The sequence below is a fragment of the Streptomyces sp. NRRL F-6676 genome, from assembly GCF_000725625.1.
GTDB lineage: Bacteria > Actinomycetota > Actinomycetes > Streptomycetales > Streptomycetaceae > Streptomyces.
On the sequence record NZ_JOHS01000062.1, the window covers coordinates 19,388 to 35,458 of the forward strand.

A 16,071-nucleotide genomic window follows, 5' to 3' on the forward strand; every position below is an offset into this window, starting at 1 on the left:
CCCCTGGGGGTCCCTGGGGGCTCCGCCCCTCGCCGTGCGGGGCGCAGGCCCGTGGGGGAGGCTGGATGCGGTGGCGACGGAAGGAGGTGGTCGGCGTGGCCGACGACCCCTCGACCCCGGACCCCGCCCCGGCCGGCCACCCCCTGCTCTCCCTCACCCTCGCCGCGATGCTGGACGACCTCCACGCCCTGTCCGGCGCCGTCTACCTCCTCTCGCCCGGCGAGCCGGTACTGGAGATGAAGGTCATGGCCGGCCTCCCCCGCGCCTTCGCCTCCCCCTGGGAACGTGTCGCCCTCGGCTCCCCCGTCCCCGTCGCGGACGCGCTCCGCGAACGCCGTCTGGTGTGGGTCAACGGCGAGGTCGAGATGGCCCACCGCTACCCGCGCATCGCGACGGTCCTCCCGTACCCGTTCTGCCTGGCCGCACTGCCGCTCGCGACGGAGGACACCGCGTACGGCGCGGTGTTCGTGACCTGGCCCGGCTCGCACCCCCCGCAGCTCTCCGAGCGCGAGCGCCATCACCTCACCACCGCCTGCGAGAGGCTGGTGACCCGGCTGGAGCGGGCCGCCGCCGAGCGCCGCCCGGTCGGCTCCGAGCCCGACATCCTGCCGCCGCCCACCGAGGCGGACGCGGCCGGCCGGTCCGGCGCGCTGGAGGCGGTCCGCATGGCGGCCCGGCTGCCGTACGGGCTGTGCGCCCTCGATCTGCACGGACGGATCACCTTCGCCAACCGGGCCGCCGGCGAACTGCTCGGCGTGCCGTCCTCCGGGCTGCCCGGCACGCTGCTGTGGGCGGTCGCGCCCTGGCTGAACGACCCCGGCTACGAGGACCACTACCGGGCCGCGCTGCTGAGCCGGCAGGTCACCACGTTCGTCGCGCTGCGCCCGCCGGGCAGCTGGCTGTCCTTCCGGCTCTATCCGGGCGAGGACGGTCTCAGTCTGCGCATCTCCCCCTCGCGCGAGGTCTCCCGCGACGGCCCGGGAGGCCGGGGCACCGGAACCGCGGAGCCGTCGCGGCAGGTGGGCGGCAGACGGCTGGTGACGATCGCGCACGTCCTCAATCTGGCCGGCGCGCTCACCGAGGCCGTGGGCGTGGAGGACGTCGTGCAGCTCGTCGCGGACGAGATCGCGCCGGCCCTCGGCAGCCAGGGCCTGATGATGCTCGGCTCGCACGGCGGCCGGCTGCACATCCTGGGCCACCGCGGCTTCCCCGACGAAGCCGCCGTCGAGCGCTGGGACGGCACGCCGCTGACCGCGCCGATCCCCAGCGCGCGTGTGCTGTCCACCGGCGTGCCGGCGTTCTTCGAGACGCCGGAGCAGCTGGAGCGGCTGTATCCGCTGCCGACGCCCACCTCGGACGGCATGGCCGCGTGGGCGTGTCTGCCGCTGATCGCCTCGGGGCGGCCGGTGGGCACGTGGGTGGTGGCGTACGCGCGGCCGCACGCGTTCCCCGCCGACGAGCGGGCGGTGCTGACCAGCCTGAGCGGGCTGATCGCACAGGCCCTCGAGCGGGCGCTGCTGTACGACGCCAAGCACCGGCTCGCGCACGGGCTGCAACAGGCGCTGCTGCCGCCCTCGCTCCCGGCGCTGCCCGGCCTCCGGACGGCCGCCCGCTATCTGCCCGCCACCCAGGGCATGGAGATCGGCGGCGACTTCTACGACGTGGTGCCGACCTACGACAGGGCGGTGGCGGCGATCGGGGACGTGCAGGGGCACAACGTGACGGCGGCGGGGCTGATGGGGCAGATCCGTACGGCGGTGCGCGCCTACACGACGGTGGGGCAGGGGCCGGGGGAGGTCATGCGCAGCACCAACCGGCTGCTGATCGATCTGCGCGCCGATCTCTTCGCGAGCTGTGTGTATCTGAGCATCGACAGCGGGCGCGGCCGGATGGTGCTGGCGCGGGCGGGGCATCCGCCGCCGTTGCTGCGCCGGCCGGACGGGCGGGTGCGGGTCCTCGACCTGGCCGGGGGGCCGCTCCTCGGGATCCAGGAGTCGGCGGTGTACCCGACGGCGGAGGTGGCGTTCCCGCGCGGGTCGGTGCTGGCGCTCTACACGGACGGGCTGATCGAGTCGCCGGGGGTCGACATCGACGTCGCGCTGGGCGGACTGGCGGAGCGGCTGGCGGGTGACCCGGCGGAGCCGCTGGACGCGCTGGCGGACCGGCTGGTGGGTCCGGGCGCGGCGGGCGAACGCCCGGACGACGTGGCGCTGCTGCTGCTCCGGGCGGTGTGAGGACCAGGCCCTTCCTCGCCCCCGCGCCCCTGACAGGGGCGCGGGGAACCGCGCGAGAAACCCCGCCTCACCCGTCAGTGCCCTCGTCGATGCCCGTGCTTCGAGGACTCGATCCCCGACCCACCGGCCTGGGTGGCAGCCCCACCACCCTGGTCACCGGCCTGACCGCCGGCCTGGTCACCCGCCTGCCCACCGTCAGCCGCCTGACCGCCATCCGCGGCCTGCCCACCGTCACCGGCCGCCTGGCCACCGTCGGCCGCCTGGCCACCCCCGTCCCCCAACGACGCCCCCGTCGCCTCCAACGCGGTGGTCACCGGCTGGAAGAACGTCTCGCCCCCCGCCGTGCAGTCCCCGCTTCCCCCCGACGTCAGCCCGATCGCGCTGCCGTCCTGGGTGAACAGCGACCCGCCGCTGTCCCCCGGCTCCGCGCACACATCGGTCTGGATGAGCCCGGTCACCGTTCCCTCGGGGTAGTTGACCGTGGCGTCGAGACCGAGGACCGACCCGTCGTGCAGCCCGGTCGTGCTGCCCATCCGGAACACCTGCTGTCCCACCGCCGCCTCCGCGGCCCGGGTGATCCGCACGGCCTGTCCGCCGCCCACGTTGACCTCACTGGGTGCCTGTGTGGCCGGGTCGTCGTACGTGACGAGGGAGAAGTCGCCGTCCCCGGGGAACGTGGCCTGGTCGACGGTGGCGATGGGCTGCCCGTTCTGGTCGTCGGCCCACTGGTCCGCCGCGACCCCGCAGTGACCGGCGGTCAGGAACGCCGGACTGCCGTCGCTCGCGGTGACGTTGAAGCCGAGGGAGCAGCGGGCGTTGCCGCCGAAGATGGCGTCGCCGCCGGAGACGAACGTCTTGAAGGTGCCCTGGGACTTCTTCAGGGTGGCCATTCCGGCGCCGAGGCCGTCGACGGTCGATTCGAGCCGGTCCCACCTGGCGCCGGTGACGGTGCTGTCGGCGGTGACCCGGATCTCGTTGGTCTTCGGGTCGACCGACCAGGCGGTGCCGGGGATCGTGGCATCCGTGCGCAGCGTCTTCGCGGCGGTCTCCAGCGCGCCGGTGCTGTTGCGGACCTGGTTCGGCACGGCGCCGGCCTCCTTGACGGCGTTCACCGTCTCCGTGTCGTCGGCGGCATCACCCACCACGTTGACGACGATCCGCTTGCTGCCCGCGTCGTAGTAGGACCCCGCGAAGGTGTCGCCGAGCCGGGACTGGAGCCGGGAGGCGAGGCCGGCGACGTCGGCCGCCTTGAACGTCTTCGGTGTCGCGTCGTCGGAGTCCGTCTGCGAGGCGTTGGCGTTGGGCAGCAGGAGCGCCGCCGCTCCGAGCGCGGCGACGCCGCCCACCGCGATGACGGCTTTGCGCTTGGGTATGCGTTTGTGACTCAACTCTGGACCTCCTGGGGACGGGGTCGTGCGTGCGCCGCCGTCCGGCAGCGGGCTGGGGACGCCTTGTCGCCCGTTGGTACGCAGTGGAGCGGCGTGGTGTTCAACTGCCTTCCGGAACACCCCGTTTGAGTCGCCCACAGGCATCGGGAGCGGCCCGACGGAACGTCACCGGAACGACACCCTCCGCATTTGCGGTGAAGCGGAACGTCGGCTTCGGCAAATCTGCACATCGAATGCGCAGCGGGGTCACCGCCCGCCGCGGCCGTCCACATCGCCGGCACCCTTCGGCGTACGGCGGCCGGAGGTGACCCCTGTGACGGATGTGCCGCAAGGGAGGTGACGCGACGATGCCGCGCAGCATGTGAAGAAGTGGCCGACGCGCCGTGCCCGCGCCTGCACCGATCGGGCCGCCCCCTCGGCAACCGCGCTGGTGGGGGCCGCTGTTGAGTGGAAGCCCGGCGCGCGGTCGTGCTTTGATCCTTCGCACCGCGGCGGTCGCCCCACGGCCTTGTGCAGACAGGGCCCGGCCGACCGCGGTCGCGGCCGGCCGACTGTCCGCAGAATCCATCTGTCAGCAGTGGGGGCCGCTCTCCCCCTTGTTGCATACCCATAGGAAGGGAAGTTCCCTGATGAACTCCACCCCCCAGGTCGAGACCGCCGAGATCTCGGACGCCGAGCTCGACGCCGTCTCCGGCGGTCTGTCCCTCAACGCCGTCGGCACCGTCACCGGCGTGGTGGACGGCGTCGCCCCGGTGTCCGGCCTGGTGAACACGGCCGTCAACACCGTCGAGGGTGTCACGGGCCTGAACACCGCCCCGGTCACCGGCCTGGTCGCCGGTCTCTGAGCGCATCTCGCTCGCGGACGTCCCGGAACCGCCCCCCGGTTCCGGGACGTCCGGGTTTCCCCGCCCCCGACTCCCCATGGCCCGCCCCCCGTCAGGGCCTCTCCCCGTCACGCGTCAGGTGAGGCAGTAGCCCCGTGCAGTTCCGCCAACAGGCCCTCGCCAAGCTCCAGTCGCCCGAGGAGCTCGACCTCCCGGTGCGGCTGGCCCGCCCGCAGGGCTGGCTGGTGCTCTGCGTGACCGTCGTCGTGATGGCGGCCGCCTCGGTGTGGGCGGTCACCGGCTCGGTGCCCGCCACGGTCGACGCCCCCGCCGTCCTCACCCACGCGGAGGGCAGTTACGTCCTCCAGAGCCCCGTCGCCGGACAGGTGACCGCGGTCCTGGCGAAGGAGGGCGAGCGGCTGTCCGCCGGCGCCCCGGTCGTCAAGGTGCGTACGAGCGACGGTGACACGGTGGTGCGCACGGTCGCCGCCGGGCGGATCTCCGCGCTCGCCGCCGACATCGGCCGCATCGTGCGGGCGGGCGCCGACATCGCCGCCGTCGAGAAGGTCGCACACGCCGGCGACCCGCTGTACGCGACGGTGTACGTCCCCGCCCAGAACGCCGCCTCCCTCCCCGACAAGGCCGCCGTCGACCTCACCGTGCAGTCGGTACCGGCCCAGCAGTACGGGGTACTGCGCGGGCGGGTGGTCCGGGTCGACCGCACCGCCCAGACCCGTACCCGGATCACCGCGTTCCTCGGCGACAGCGCGCTCGCCGGGCAGTTCACCGCCGACGGCCGCCCGGTGGCCGTCCTGGTGCGGCTGCTGACGTCGTCCGCCACGAAGAGCGGCTACCGGTGGTCCTCGGCGGACGGTCCGCCGTTCCGGCTCACCTCGATGACCATGGCCACCGCCTCGGTCCGGCTCACCGACCGGCGTCCCCTCGATTGGCTGCTGCCGTGACACCTGTCCAGGAAACCCTCCCCCCGCGCGGCCGCCGCCGTGCGGCACCGCCGAAGCGCACCCGGCGAAGCGGGACCCCGCGCACGCGGCGCCGTACCGTGCGCACGCCCACCGTGTTGCAGATGGAGGCGGTGGAGTGCGGGGCCGCCTCGCTCGCCATGGTGCTCGGCCACCACGGGCGGCACGTACCGCTGGAGGAGCTGCGCATCGCCTGCGGCGTCTCCCGCGACGGCTCGCGCGCGAGCAACCTCCTGAAGGCGGCCCGGAGCTACGGGCTCACCGCCAAGGGCATGCAGATGGACACCGCCGCCCTCGCCGACGTGGCGGCGCCCGCCATCCTGTTCTGGGAGTTCAACCACTACGTCGTCTACGACGGCACCGGGCGCCGCTTCGGCCGGCGCGGGGTGTTCGTCAACGACCCCGGAAAGGGTCGCCGGTTCGTGCCGCGGGAGGACTTCGACACCAGTTTCACCGGGGTCGTCCTCGTCATGGAGCCCGGCGCGGACTTCACCGAGGGGGGTCGCCGGCCGGGGGTGTTCGGCGCGCTGCCGGCCCGGCTGCGCGGCACCGCGGGCACACTGCCCGCCGCCGTCCTGGCCAGTCTGCTGCTGGTCGTGGTCGGGGCGGCCGTGCCCGCGCTGAGCCGTACGTACATCGACACCTTCCTCATCGGCGGGCGGACCTCCTCGCTGGGCGTGCTGTTCACGTCCATGGCGGCGTGCGTGCTGCTCACGGTGGTGCTGACCTGGTTGCAGCAGGCCAACCTCCTGCGCGGCCGGCTGATCTCCTCGACCCTGTCCAGCGCCCGCTTCCTGCGCCATCTGCTGCGGCTGCCGGTCACGTTCTTCGCCCAGCGCAGCCCCGCCGACCTGGTCCAGCGGCTCGGCTCCAACGACGCCGTCGCCGAGACCCTGGCCCGGGACCTCGCGGCGGCGGGCGTGGACGCGGTGGTCGTCGTGCTGTACGCGCTGCTGCTCTACACCTACGACCCCCAGCTCACCTTCGTCGGCATCGGGGTGGCGCTGCTCAACATCGTGGCGATGCGGGTGGTCGTACGGCTGCGTGCGACCCGGACGGCGAAGCTGCGCGCGGACACCGCCCGGCTCACCAACACCGCCTACACGGGCGTGCAGTTGATCGAGACGATGAAGGCGACCGGCGGCGAGGACGGCTACTTCCGCACCTGGGCCGGGCAGCACGCCACCACCCTGGAGGAGCAGCAGCGCCTCGGGGTGCCGAGCGCCTGGCTGGGCGTGGTGGCGCCGACGCTGGCCACGCTGAACAGCGCGCTGATCCTGTGGATCGGCGGGCTGCGCGCGGTCGAGGGGCATCTGTCGGTGGGCCTGCTGGTCGCCTTCCAGGCGCTGGTCGCCCGGTTCACCGCCCCGCTGACCCGGCTCAACGGGGTGGCGGGCCGGATCCAGGACTTCGCGGCGGACGTGGCCCGGCTCAAGGACGTGGAGAGCTTCCGCGCCGACCCGCTGCACACCCGGGGCGCGGGCGGGACGTCCACGCGCCGGCTCCAGGGCCATATCGAGCTGGAGGACGTCTCCTTCGGCTACAGCCCGCTGGACAAGCCCCTGCTCACCGGCTTCGACCTCACTGTCGGGCCCGGCCGGCAGGTGGCGCTGGTGGGCGGCTCGGGCAGCGGCAAGTCGACGGTGTCCCGGCTGATCGCGGGCCTGTACGCACCCTGGGAGGGCGTCATCCGGATCGACGGGCAGCGCCTGGAGGACATCCCGCGCGGCGCGCTCGCCGCCTCCGTCTCCTTCGTCGACCAGGACGTGTTCCTCTTCGAGGGTTCGGTGCGCGACAACGTGGCGCTGTGGGACCCCTCGGTGCCGGACGAGGCGGTGGTGGCGGCGCTGAAGGACGCGGTGCTGTACGACGTCGTCGCGCGCCGCCCGGGCGGGATCCACAGCAGGGTCGAGCAGGACGGCCGGAACTTCTCCGGCGGTCAGCGCCAGCGCCTGGAGATCGCGCGGGCGTTGGTGCGCGATCCGAGCATCCTGGTCCTCGACGAGGTGACCAGCGCGCTGGACGCGGAGACGGAGCAGACCGTCATGGACAATCTGCGGCGGCGCGGCTGCGCCTGCGTGGTGATCGCGCACCGGCTGAGCACCGTGCGCGACAGCGACGAGATCGTGGTCCTGGACCACGGCACGGTGGTCGAACGCGGCCGGCACGCGGAGCTGCTCGCGGCGGGCGGGGCGTACGCGGCGCTGGTCAGGGAGCGGTGACGTGATCCCGGAACAGATCCCCCCTGCGCACCAGGCAGGCCAGTCGGGCGGGCCGGGCCGGGAAGCCCCGTACGACCGGCCGCCCGAGGGCGACCTCGTGCTCTCCGCCCTCGGCGGGCTCGGCACCCCGCTCGACTGCGCGGCGGACCGCACCCGCCTCGACCTGGACGGCCCCCAGGTGCTGTGGCTGGTGGTGGCCGGCGCACTCGACCTGTACGCGGTGGACGCGGCCGCCCAGGGACACTGGCACCATCTGGGCCGGCCGGCGCCGGGCACGCTGCTGCTCGGCCCGGTCGCGGGGCCGCGCCACACGCTGGTCGCCCGCCCGGTGGGCGACTGCGTGGTGCGCAGGATCCCGCTGCGCGAGCTGTACCAGCAGGCGGAGACGGCGACCTGGTCCTACGACGCCTACGGCAATCCGCAGTACGTGCCCCCGGCGACCAGCCCGCTGGAGTACGCCCTCGCGCTCGGTGTCGGGCGCGGGCTGTCGGTGCTGTTCCAGGCGCCGATGGCGGGCGAGACGGCGGCCACGCCCGCGGACGACGACGTGTTCTGGATGCAGGTGCCCCCGGGCAGCGTGGCGTACGGCTCGCTGTACGGGGCGGAGGCTGCGTCCGACCTGCTGCTGGACCCGGGCCTGTGGCAGGGCCTGGTCGACCAGCAGTACCGGCTGCTGACCACGCTGGACCGGTGGATCGAGGAGCTGGAGCGCAGCCACGAGGACCGTACGGCGGCCGGCATCCGGGCCGGCGAGGCGGCCCGCGCACAGGCCGACCGGACGCTGCTCGCCTCCCTCGGCCCGGCCACGGCGGGCCGGCGTCCCACGGCCGCCGACGCCGACGCCACGTACGCCGCCTGCGCCCTGGTCGCCGAGGCGGCCGGACTCGCGCTCGCGGACCCCGCCCGGGGCGGCGCCGGCGGCGAGCGGCTCGACCCGGTGGAGCGGATCGCGCTGGCCTCCCGGGTGCGCACCCGGACCGTACGCCTGGCCGGGCGCTGGTGGCGGGACGACATCGGCCCGCTGGTGGGCCGCCGGGCCCTGTCGGGAGCGCCGGTGGCGCTGCTGTGGCGCCGCGGCGGCTATGTCGCCGTCCATCCGGCGACGGGCCGCGAGACCCCGGTGGAGAAGGCGAACGCGGTGGAGTTCGAGCCGGGGGCGGTGATGTTCTACCGTCCGCTGCCCGAGCGCCGACTGTCCCTGCCCCGGCTCGCCCGGTTCGTGCTGCGCGGCAGCCGCCGTGATCTGGGCCGGCTGCTGCTCAGCACGCTGGTGACGCTGACGATCGGCGCGCTGGTGCCGGTCGCCACCGGCAAGGTGCTCGGCTCGTTCGTGCCCCGGGCGCGGGCGGACCTGATCGGCCAGGTGTGTCTGGCGGTGATCGTGGCGGGCGTCGTCTCGGCCGCGTTCACGCTGTCGCAGAACCTGACGCTGCTGCGGCTGGAGGGCCGGATCGAGGCGACGCTGCAACCCGCCGTGTGGGACAGGCTGCTGCGGCTGCCGACGGCGTTCTTCGCCGAGCGGTCCACGGGCGAACTGGCCGGCGCCGCCATGGGAGTGAGCGCGATCCGGCAGCTCCTCGCGGGGGTCGCACCCGTACTGGTGCAGTCGGTGACCGTCGGCGCGATGAACCTGGGGCTGCTGCTCTGGTACAGCGTGCCGCTGGCGCTGGCCGCGCTCGGCATGCTGGTGGTGATCGCCGCCGTCTTCCTGGGGCTCGGGCTGTGGCAGGTGCGCTGGCAGCGGCGGCTGATCGTGCTCACCAACAAGCTGAACAACCAGGCGTACCAGACCCTGCGGGGGCTGCCGAAGCTGCGGGTCGCGGCGGCCGAGAACTACGCGTACGCCGCCTGGGCACGGCAGTTCGCGCGCAGCCGCGAGCTCCAGCGCAAGGTGGGCGGCATCAAGAACCTCAACACAGTGCTCGGCGCGGTGTATCTGCCGCTGTGCTCGCTGGTGATGTTCATGCTGCTGGCCGGTCCGGCGCGCGGCTCCCTGTCGGCGGCGGCGTTCCTCACCTTCAGCACCGCGGTGACCATGGTGCTGACCTCGGTGACCCAGCTGACCGGCGCGTTCGTGTCGGCGGTGGCCGCGCTGCCGCTCCTGGAGGAGATCCGCCCGGTCCTCGACACCCCGCCCGAGGTCCGCTCCGGCAGCACACCCCCGGGCGAGCTGAGCGGCGCGCTGGAGGCCCGCCGGCTCTCCTTCCGGTACGGCGACGACGGCCCCCTCGTCCTGGACGACGTGTCCTTCGCGGTCCGGCCGGGCGAGTTCGTGGCGGTCGTCGGACCGAGCGGCTGCGGCAAGTCGACGCTGCTGCGTCTGCTGATCGGCTTCGACCGGCCGGTCTCCGGCAGCGTCCTGTACGACGGCCAGGACCTGTCGGCCCTCGACCGCTCGGCGGTGCGGCGGCAGTGCGGGGTGGTGCTCCAGCACGCGCAGCCGATGACCGGCTCCCTCCTCGACGTCATCCGGGGCACGGAACCGTGCACCCCGGAGGAGGCGATGGCAGCCGCCGAGCTGGCCGGGCTCGGCGACGACATCCGCCGCATGCCGATGGGCCTGCACACCATCGTGCAGGGCAGCGGCTCCCTCTCCGGCGGCCAGCGCCAACGCCTGATGATCGCCCAGGCGTTGCTGCGCCGCCCCCGCATCCTCTTCCTCGACGAGGCGACCAGCGCCCTCGACAACGAAACGCAACGCACGGTCATCGAGAGCACCCGGGCACTCAACGCGACCCGGGTGGTCATAGCCCACCGCCTCTCCACGGTCCTGGACGCGGACCGCGTGGTGGTGATGGAGGACGGCAGAGTGGTCCAGGAGGGCCCACCGGCCGCCCTCCTGACCGAGGAAGGCGGCCGCCTGCGGGAACTGGTACGCCGCCAGATGACCTGACGAACCCACGCGGCGGCAACCGCGCCCTCCCCCAGGGGCGCGGGGCCGTGCTCCCTCTGCGGCTCCGCCGCGTGGGCGCGGGCAGCCAGAACCCACCCGCACCCGCCGACGCACACGTACCCCCGAGCTACGACGCGCCCTTGCGGAACCGCGAACCCCCCACCGTCACCGCGAGCACCCCCACCAGCGCGAGCCCCCCGGCAGGGGCCAGCACACCCCACGGCGCCCGCTCGACGTACGGCTGGTTCTCCGAGAGCAGCCGCCCCCAGTCGGCGGACGGCGGCTGCGCGCCCAGCCCCAGGAACCCGAGCGCCGCCAAGGCGAGCGCGACCCCCGGCAACCGCAGCAACCCGTGCCGCACCACCGCCGGCACCACCCCCGGCACCAGCTCACGCCACAGCACGTACCACCGCCCCGCCCCCAGTCCCCGCGTCGCGACGACATGCGTGGCGGCGCGCTCCTGCCGCAGCAGCGCCGAGGTGTGCGCGGCGAGCGGCGCCCACGCGACGGCGGTCACGGCGAGCGCGGGCGTCGCGGGCCCGCTCCCCGCGACCCCGGCCACCAGCAGCCCCGCGAGCACCGGCGGCACGGCGTTCACCGTGTCGACGAGCGGCCCCGACACCCGCGGCACCAGCCCGAGCAGTACGCCGAGGACCAGCGCCGCCGCGCTGATCGCCAGGGCGAGCGCGAGCGTGCCGAGGGCACCGTGGGCGAGCCGGGCGAGGACGTCCCGGCCGAGCGCGTCGGTGCCCAGCGGATGCGCCCGGCCGGGCGCCCGCAGCCGGGCCGTGGTGTCCAGCGCGAGCGGATCGCGGACGAGCCCCACGCCGACGGTCACGAGGAGCACGGCACCGAGGACCAGCGGGACGACCCGCCCGCCGGCCGGCACGGGCGCGGGCCGGTGCAGCGAGGGCAGCGCCCGGTCACGCAGGGCGGGCCCGGTCAGCACCCGCGCACCGAGCCGGGCGAGCCCGGCGACGACCGCCCCGAGCACGACGAGGGCGAGCGTGCCCGCCTGGAGCACCGGAAGATCCTGCGCGAGCGCCGCCTGGAGCGTGGTGCGGCCGAGCCCGGGGATGTCGAAGACCTGCTCGACGGCGACGGACCCGCCGGTCAGGCCCACCGCGAACAGCCCGGTGTTGGGCAGCAGCGCGGGCAGACAGCGGCGCAGCGCCATGCGGGCGAGACGGCGCCCGGGGACACCGCGGGCGGTGGCGGCCGCCGCCCAGGGCTCGGCGAAGGCCGCGGGCAGCAGGTCGTCGAGGAGCCGCCCGAGCAGGGCCCCGGCGGGCAGGCCGAGGGCGAGCGCGGGCAGTACCGTCCAGCGGGGCCCGTACCAGCCGAGCGCGGGCAGCCAGCCGAGCCGTACCCCGACGACGGCGGCCAGTACGGAGGCGAGGAGGAAGTCGGGCAGGGCGGCGAGCGTCGCGGCGGCGGCACCGGCGCGGGGCGGGGCGGCCCGGTGCGTGGCGCCGCGCCACAGCGTACGGGCGCAGACGGCGCCGGCCGTGAGCGCGGCGACGAGCAGGGCCGCGCCCATCAGCACCAGGGAGGCGCCGAGCGCCCCGGTGACCGTGGGGGTGACCTCGGCGCCGGAGATCCAGGACCGCCCGGCGTCCCCGTGCGCCAGCCCGCCGGCCCACTGCCGCAGCAGACCGAACGGCCCTGCGTCCAGGCCGAGTTGGTCCCGTACGGCGGCGAGCGCGGCGGGATCGGGAGCGCGCTCGGCGGAGCGGGCGCGCAGCACGGTGCGCGCGGGGTCGGTCCGCGACAGCCAGGGCAGGAGGGCGATCCCGCACACCAGCGCCCCGGCCACGCACACCCGCCAGGCCAGGCCCCCGAGCCGCCCGCCGACCAGGACGGACCAGCGGGCGGCACGGGGGCCGTGCGGCTGTCGAGCGGCCCGCCGGACGGTCCGCGGAATCGTGCGCGGCATGGCGGTCAGCGACTGGTTCCGGCGCCGAGGAGCGTGCGCTCGTAGGGGTCGAGGAGCGTGCCCCGTACGCCGGGCGCGATGCCGGTGAGGACTCGCTGGTGGACCAGCGGGACCACCGCGTCGGTGCCGAGGAGGGCCGACTCCGCGGCCATCGCGGCCCGTTGGCGGTCGTCCGTGTCGTCGGTGCCGGCCGCCGCGGCCACGGCCCGGTCGACCTTCTCGTCGCACAGCCGCGCGAGGTTGTAGCCGCCGTCGCAGGTGTAGTCGCTCTCCAGGACGGAGACGGGGTCGCCGGTGTCGAGCAGGGTGTTGCGGGCGGCGAGGACGGCGTCGAATTTCCCGTCGAGCGCGTCGCCCTCGAGCCGCGCGTACTCCCGTACGACGAGTTCGACCGCGAACCCTGCCTTCTCCAGCTGCTCCTTCACCACCTGCGCGGCTTCGGGGAGTTCGGGCCGGTTGTCGTACGTGGCGAGGGTGACGGTGGCGCCGTCGGGGTCCGTGGCGGGGGCGCGGCCGGCCGGTGCGGTGCGCAGTCCGGCGGCCCAGGTGACGGCGGGCCCGTAGAGTCCCGCGCCGGGATCGGCGTACCCCTCGTGGACGCCGTCGGCGAGGGCGGAGGTGTCGACGGCGGCGCGGGCGGCGGCCCGCCGCCCGGCCTCGGCGAAGGTGCCGGAGCGGGTGTTGAGCAGCAGGCTGGTGGTGCGCGTGGTGGCCGTCTCGCGCAGGGTGCCGCCGTCGAGGGAGGCGGCCTGGGAGACCGGGATCGCCTCGGCGATGTCGACGTCGCCGGTGCGCAGCGCACGGGCGCGGGCGGTGCCGTCGGCGATGAACCGCGCGTCGACGCCGGCGGCCCGGGCGGGCCCGCCCCAGTGGTCGTCGAACCGGTCGAGGGTGGCGGCGGTGGTACCGGTGACGTGGGTGAGGGTGAACGGCCCGGTGGCGGTGCCGGCCGGGTCGGGGACGTCCGTACGGTACGCCTTCGGGGAGAGCACGGCCAGGCTGGGCCCGGCCAGCCGCAGCGGCAGCGCGGGGTCGGGCGCGGTGGTGGTGAGGCGGACCTTCCGCGCACCGGCGGCTTTCGCGGTGAGGGTCACCCCGGCCAGCGCGGTGGGCAGCGGCTCGGCCTCGGCGGCGTGGGTGAGGGCGCCCGCGACGGCGGTGCCGGTGACGTCGGTGCCGTCCTGGAAGGTGGCCTCGCGCAGGGTGAACTCCCAGGTGCGGGAGTTCTCGCGGTGCCAGGACCCGGCGAGCGCGGGGGCCGCGCGCCCGTTGGCGTCCAGGGCGGTGAGCCCCTCGGTGACGCCGAGCCGGCTGAGCAGGGTGGCGTCGGCGCCGTACGGCGAGAACCGCTCGGCGGGCGGGAACGCGAGCGCGACCCGCAACCGGGCACCGTCACCGGAACCGGAGGACCCGTCGGCGGAGCCCGCACGGTCGGAGAAACAGCCGGCGAGCAGCGGCAGGAGCAGCAGACCGGCGGCGGGCCGGCGGTGGCGGCGCGAACGGCGCGGGGAACGCATGGAGGCTCTTTCTGGTTGCGGAGGGCTCGGGGCGGGCGAGGTCAGCACGACGACGGCAGGGCCACCTCGAAGTGCACGACACCGGACTCCCCGTCCTGCTCCCGCTCGTCCCGGACGACCGTGCCGAGCGAGCGCCAGAAGGGTTCGGCGCCGGGAACGGCCGGGTCGGTGTGCAGATAGACGGCGGTGTAGCCGCCGTCCGCCGCGGCGAAGCCGAGGAGTTCGCGCACCATACGGCGGGCGAGCCCGCGCCTGCGGTGCGCGGGGCGGACGTAGACCCGGCGCAGTTGGGCGGTGCGCCCGGAGGGGTAACGCGCGGCGAGGTCACGGGGGTTGGGCGGATGGGCGGGGCCCCGGGAGTCGAGCGCGGCGGTGGCGACGACCTCGCCGTCCGGGTCGAGGGCGACGAGCAGGGTGTGGCGCGGGTCGGCGAGATAGGCGGCCGCGGGGTCGACGATGTCGCCGTGCCACCGCGGCACGTACCCGGTGCCGAAGTCGCGGTAGACGGTGTCGAGCATCACCGTCCGGGCGCCGTCGAGGTCGTCGGGTGTCGCGGTCCGCACACAATAGTCTTCCTGTCGCACCTGCACATCATATGCAGTAAGGAGTTTTCAAGATCCCCCACCCATCCCTCCGCGCTCTCTCTGCCCTCGCTCGGCCCTCCTCCCGCCCGGACGGTCGCACGGTCCCTCCCGCGAACGCCGGACGCCGGCGCCCCGCCGCATCCGGCCCGCGGGCGTGCCGTATCGGTCGCGCCCGTCCCGCGCAGGCGTGCGCGGACGCAATGCGGGTATGTCGCACCGCATGCGTGTGGGTGTGGTGGACGTGGGGTCGAACACGGTGCGGCTGGTGGTCGCGGACGCGGTCGGCGGCATACCGCTGCCCGTGCACACCGCGAAGTGGCGGCTGCGGCTCTCCGAGGACGTCGAGCCGGGCGGTCCCGTGCCCGAGGCGGCCGTGGAGCGGCTGGTGGCCGCGGTCGGCGAGGCGAACGCCACGGCACGGCGGTGGGGCGCGTGCGATCCGCCGGCCTTCGCGACCGCCGTCGTGCGCAACGCCCCCAACCGGCAGGAGGTGCTGGACGCGGTACGGGCCGGCACCGGGGTGCCGCTGTGCACACTGCCGGGCGAGGTGGAGGGCGAGCTGACGTTCCTCGGGGCCCGGCGGTGGATGGGCTGGCGGTCGGGACCGCTGGCCCTGCTCGACATCGGCGGCGGCACGCTGGAGGTGGCGTTCGGCCGGGGCCGGCTGCCGGACTTCGTGGCCTCGCTGCCGCTGGGGGCGCGCCGGCTGACGCACGAATTCTTCGCGGACGAGGAGGATCCGCCGTCGGCGGAGAGCGTACGGGCGATGCGGCGCGCGGTCCGTCACCAGTTGCGGGACGTGGCCGCACGGATCCGCTGGGAGGGCCCGCGCACGGCGGTCGCGACCTCGCGCACGTTCCAGCAACTGGCCCGGCTCTGCGGGGCCGCGCCCGGCCGGCACGGCCCGTTCGTGGAGCGGGAACTGCACCGGGGTGAACTCCGCCGCCAACTCGACCGCCTGGCCGGCCTCCCCGCGGCGGACCGCGCCCAGCTGCCCGGCATCTCGGCACCACGGGCCCGCCAGAGCCTGGCCGGCGCGGTGGTCGCCCACACGGCGATGAAACTGACGGGCCTCACCACCCTGACGATCTCCCCCTGGGCGATCCGCGAGGGCATCCTCCTGCGCCACATTGAGGACGGCCCCGCCTGGTGGACCACCATCACCCGCCCCGAAGGGCACACCACACCGCCGGTCCCCCTACGGGTGGCGACCCCGTAGGGGACGCGCCGTAGGGGACGCGCCGCAGAGGGCGCGCCCCTCAGGGGCGCGGGGAACTGCGCGACCAGCCACATCTGACCCGCACCCGCCATACACCCGCCCCCGAGCTATGAGGCGCCCTACACCGGAGGCGCCCTACACCCATCCACCCCCATCCCACCCACCCCGGGGTCCAAGGGGCGAAGCCCCTTGAAAGGACGGGAAGGGTAGGGGCGGCGGGGGCGAAAAAGGGTACCCGCACCCCATGAACCGCACCCCTCAGGAAGGCCTCCCC

10 protein-coding genes are annotated in these 16,071 nt (G+C 75.0%); 6 read left to right on the forward strand and 4 right to left on the reverse strand.

Going from position 1 to position 16,071, the window contains the following annotated elements:
• Positions 1-65: 65 nt before the first annotated feature.
• Positions 66-2,234, forward strand: a complete 2,169-nt coding sequence (locus tag IO29_RS27315; RefSeq protein WP_078618416.1) for a SpoIIE family protein phosphatase — start codon at positions 66-68, stop codon at positions 2,232-2,234.
• A gap of 74 nt (positions 2,235-2,308) precedes the next feature.
• Here the strand turns inward: IO29_RS27315 and IO29_RS27320 are convergent, their stop codons facing one another.
• Entirely contained in the window at positions 2,309-3,622 is a 1,314-nt protein-coding gene (locus IO29_RS27320; protein WP_033224962.1) for a S1 family peptidase, read from the reverse strand.
• Between the two features lie 629 nt (positions 3,623-4,251).
• On the opposite strand from IO29_RS27320, the gene IO29_RS27325 reads away from it, so the two are divergent.
• The 4 genes from IO29_RS27325 to IO29_RS27340 all read left to right on the forward strand — a co-directional run bounded on the left by IO29_RS27325 (position 4,252) and on the right by IO29_RS27340 (position 10,541).
• Positions 4,252-4,467 carry a hypothetical protein gene (locus tag IO29_RS27325; protein ID WP_030381487.1) on the forward strand — a complete coding sequence of 72 codons (216 nt, stop codon included), beginning with the start codon at positions 4,252-4,254 and terminating at the stop codon, positions 4,465-4,467.
• 134 nt (positions 4,468-4,601) lie between these two features.
• Positions 4,602-5,408 (forward strand): HlyD family efflux transporter periplasmic adaptor subunit, encoded by an 807-nt coding sequence (locus IO29_RS27330; RefSeq protein ID WP_030381486.1) that lies wholly within the window; start codon positions 4,602-4,604, stop codon positions 5,406-5,408.
• Positions 5,405-7,648, forward strand: coding sequence for an NHLP family bacteriocin export ABC transporter peptidase/permease/ATPase subunit (locus IO29_RS27335; RefSeq protein ID WP_030381485.1), 2,244 nt, complete (start codon positions 5,405-5,407; stop codon positions 7,646-7,648). The genes IO29_RS27330 and IO29_RS27335 overlap by 4 nt, the downstream gene beginning before the upstream one ends.
• Positions 7,649-7,745: 97 nt before the next feature.
• A complete protein-coding gene (locus IO29_RS27340) occupies positions 7,746-10,541 on the forward strand; it encodes an NHLP bacteriocin export ABC transporter permease/ATPase subunit (RefSeq protein ID WP_030381484.1) in 2,796 nt (931 codons plus the stop codon).
• 127 nt (positions 10,542-10,668) lie between these two features.
• Here the strand turns inward: IO29_RS27340 and IO29_RS27345 are convergent, their stop codons facing one another.
• Genes IO29_RS27345 through IO29_RS27355 form a run of 3 tightly spaced genes read right to left on the reverse strand, consistent with a single transcriptional unit; the run spans position 10,669 to position 14,512 of the window.
• On the reverse strand, positions 10,669-12,477 hold the full coding sequence (locus IO29_RS27345; protein WP_078618415.1) for an ABC transporter permease subunit: 1,809 nt from the start codon (positions 12,475-12,477) through the stop codon (positions 10,669-10,671).
• A 5-nt stretch (positions 12,478-12,482) separates the two neighbouring features.
• Positions 12,483-13,994 carry an ABC transporter substrate-binding protein gene (locus IO29_RS27350; protein WP_030381482.1) on the reverse strand — a complete coding sequence of 504 codons (1,512 nt, stop codon included), beginning with the start codon at positions 13,992-13,994 and terminating at the stop codon, positions 12,483-12,485.
• A gap of 41 nt (positions 13,995-14,035) precedes the next feature.
• Positions 14,036-14,512, reverse strand: coding sequence for a GNAT family N-acetyltransferase (locus IO29_RS27355; RefSeq protein WP_078618418.1), 477 nt, complete (start codon positions 14,510-14,512; stop codon positions 14,036-14,038).
• A 286-nt stretch (positions 14,513-14,798) separates the two neighbouring features.
• Here IO29_RS27355 and IO29_RS27360 point away from each other — a divergent pair, with 286 nt between their 5' ends.
• On the forward strand, positions 14,799-15,797 hold the full coding sequence (locus tag IO29_RS27360; RefSeq protein ID WP_030381480.1) for a Ppx/GppA family phosphatase: 999 nt from the start codon (positions 14,799-14,801) through the stop codon (positions 15,795-15,797).
• Positions 15,798-16,071 lie beyond the last annotated feature (274 nt).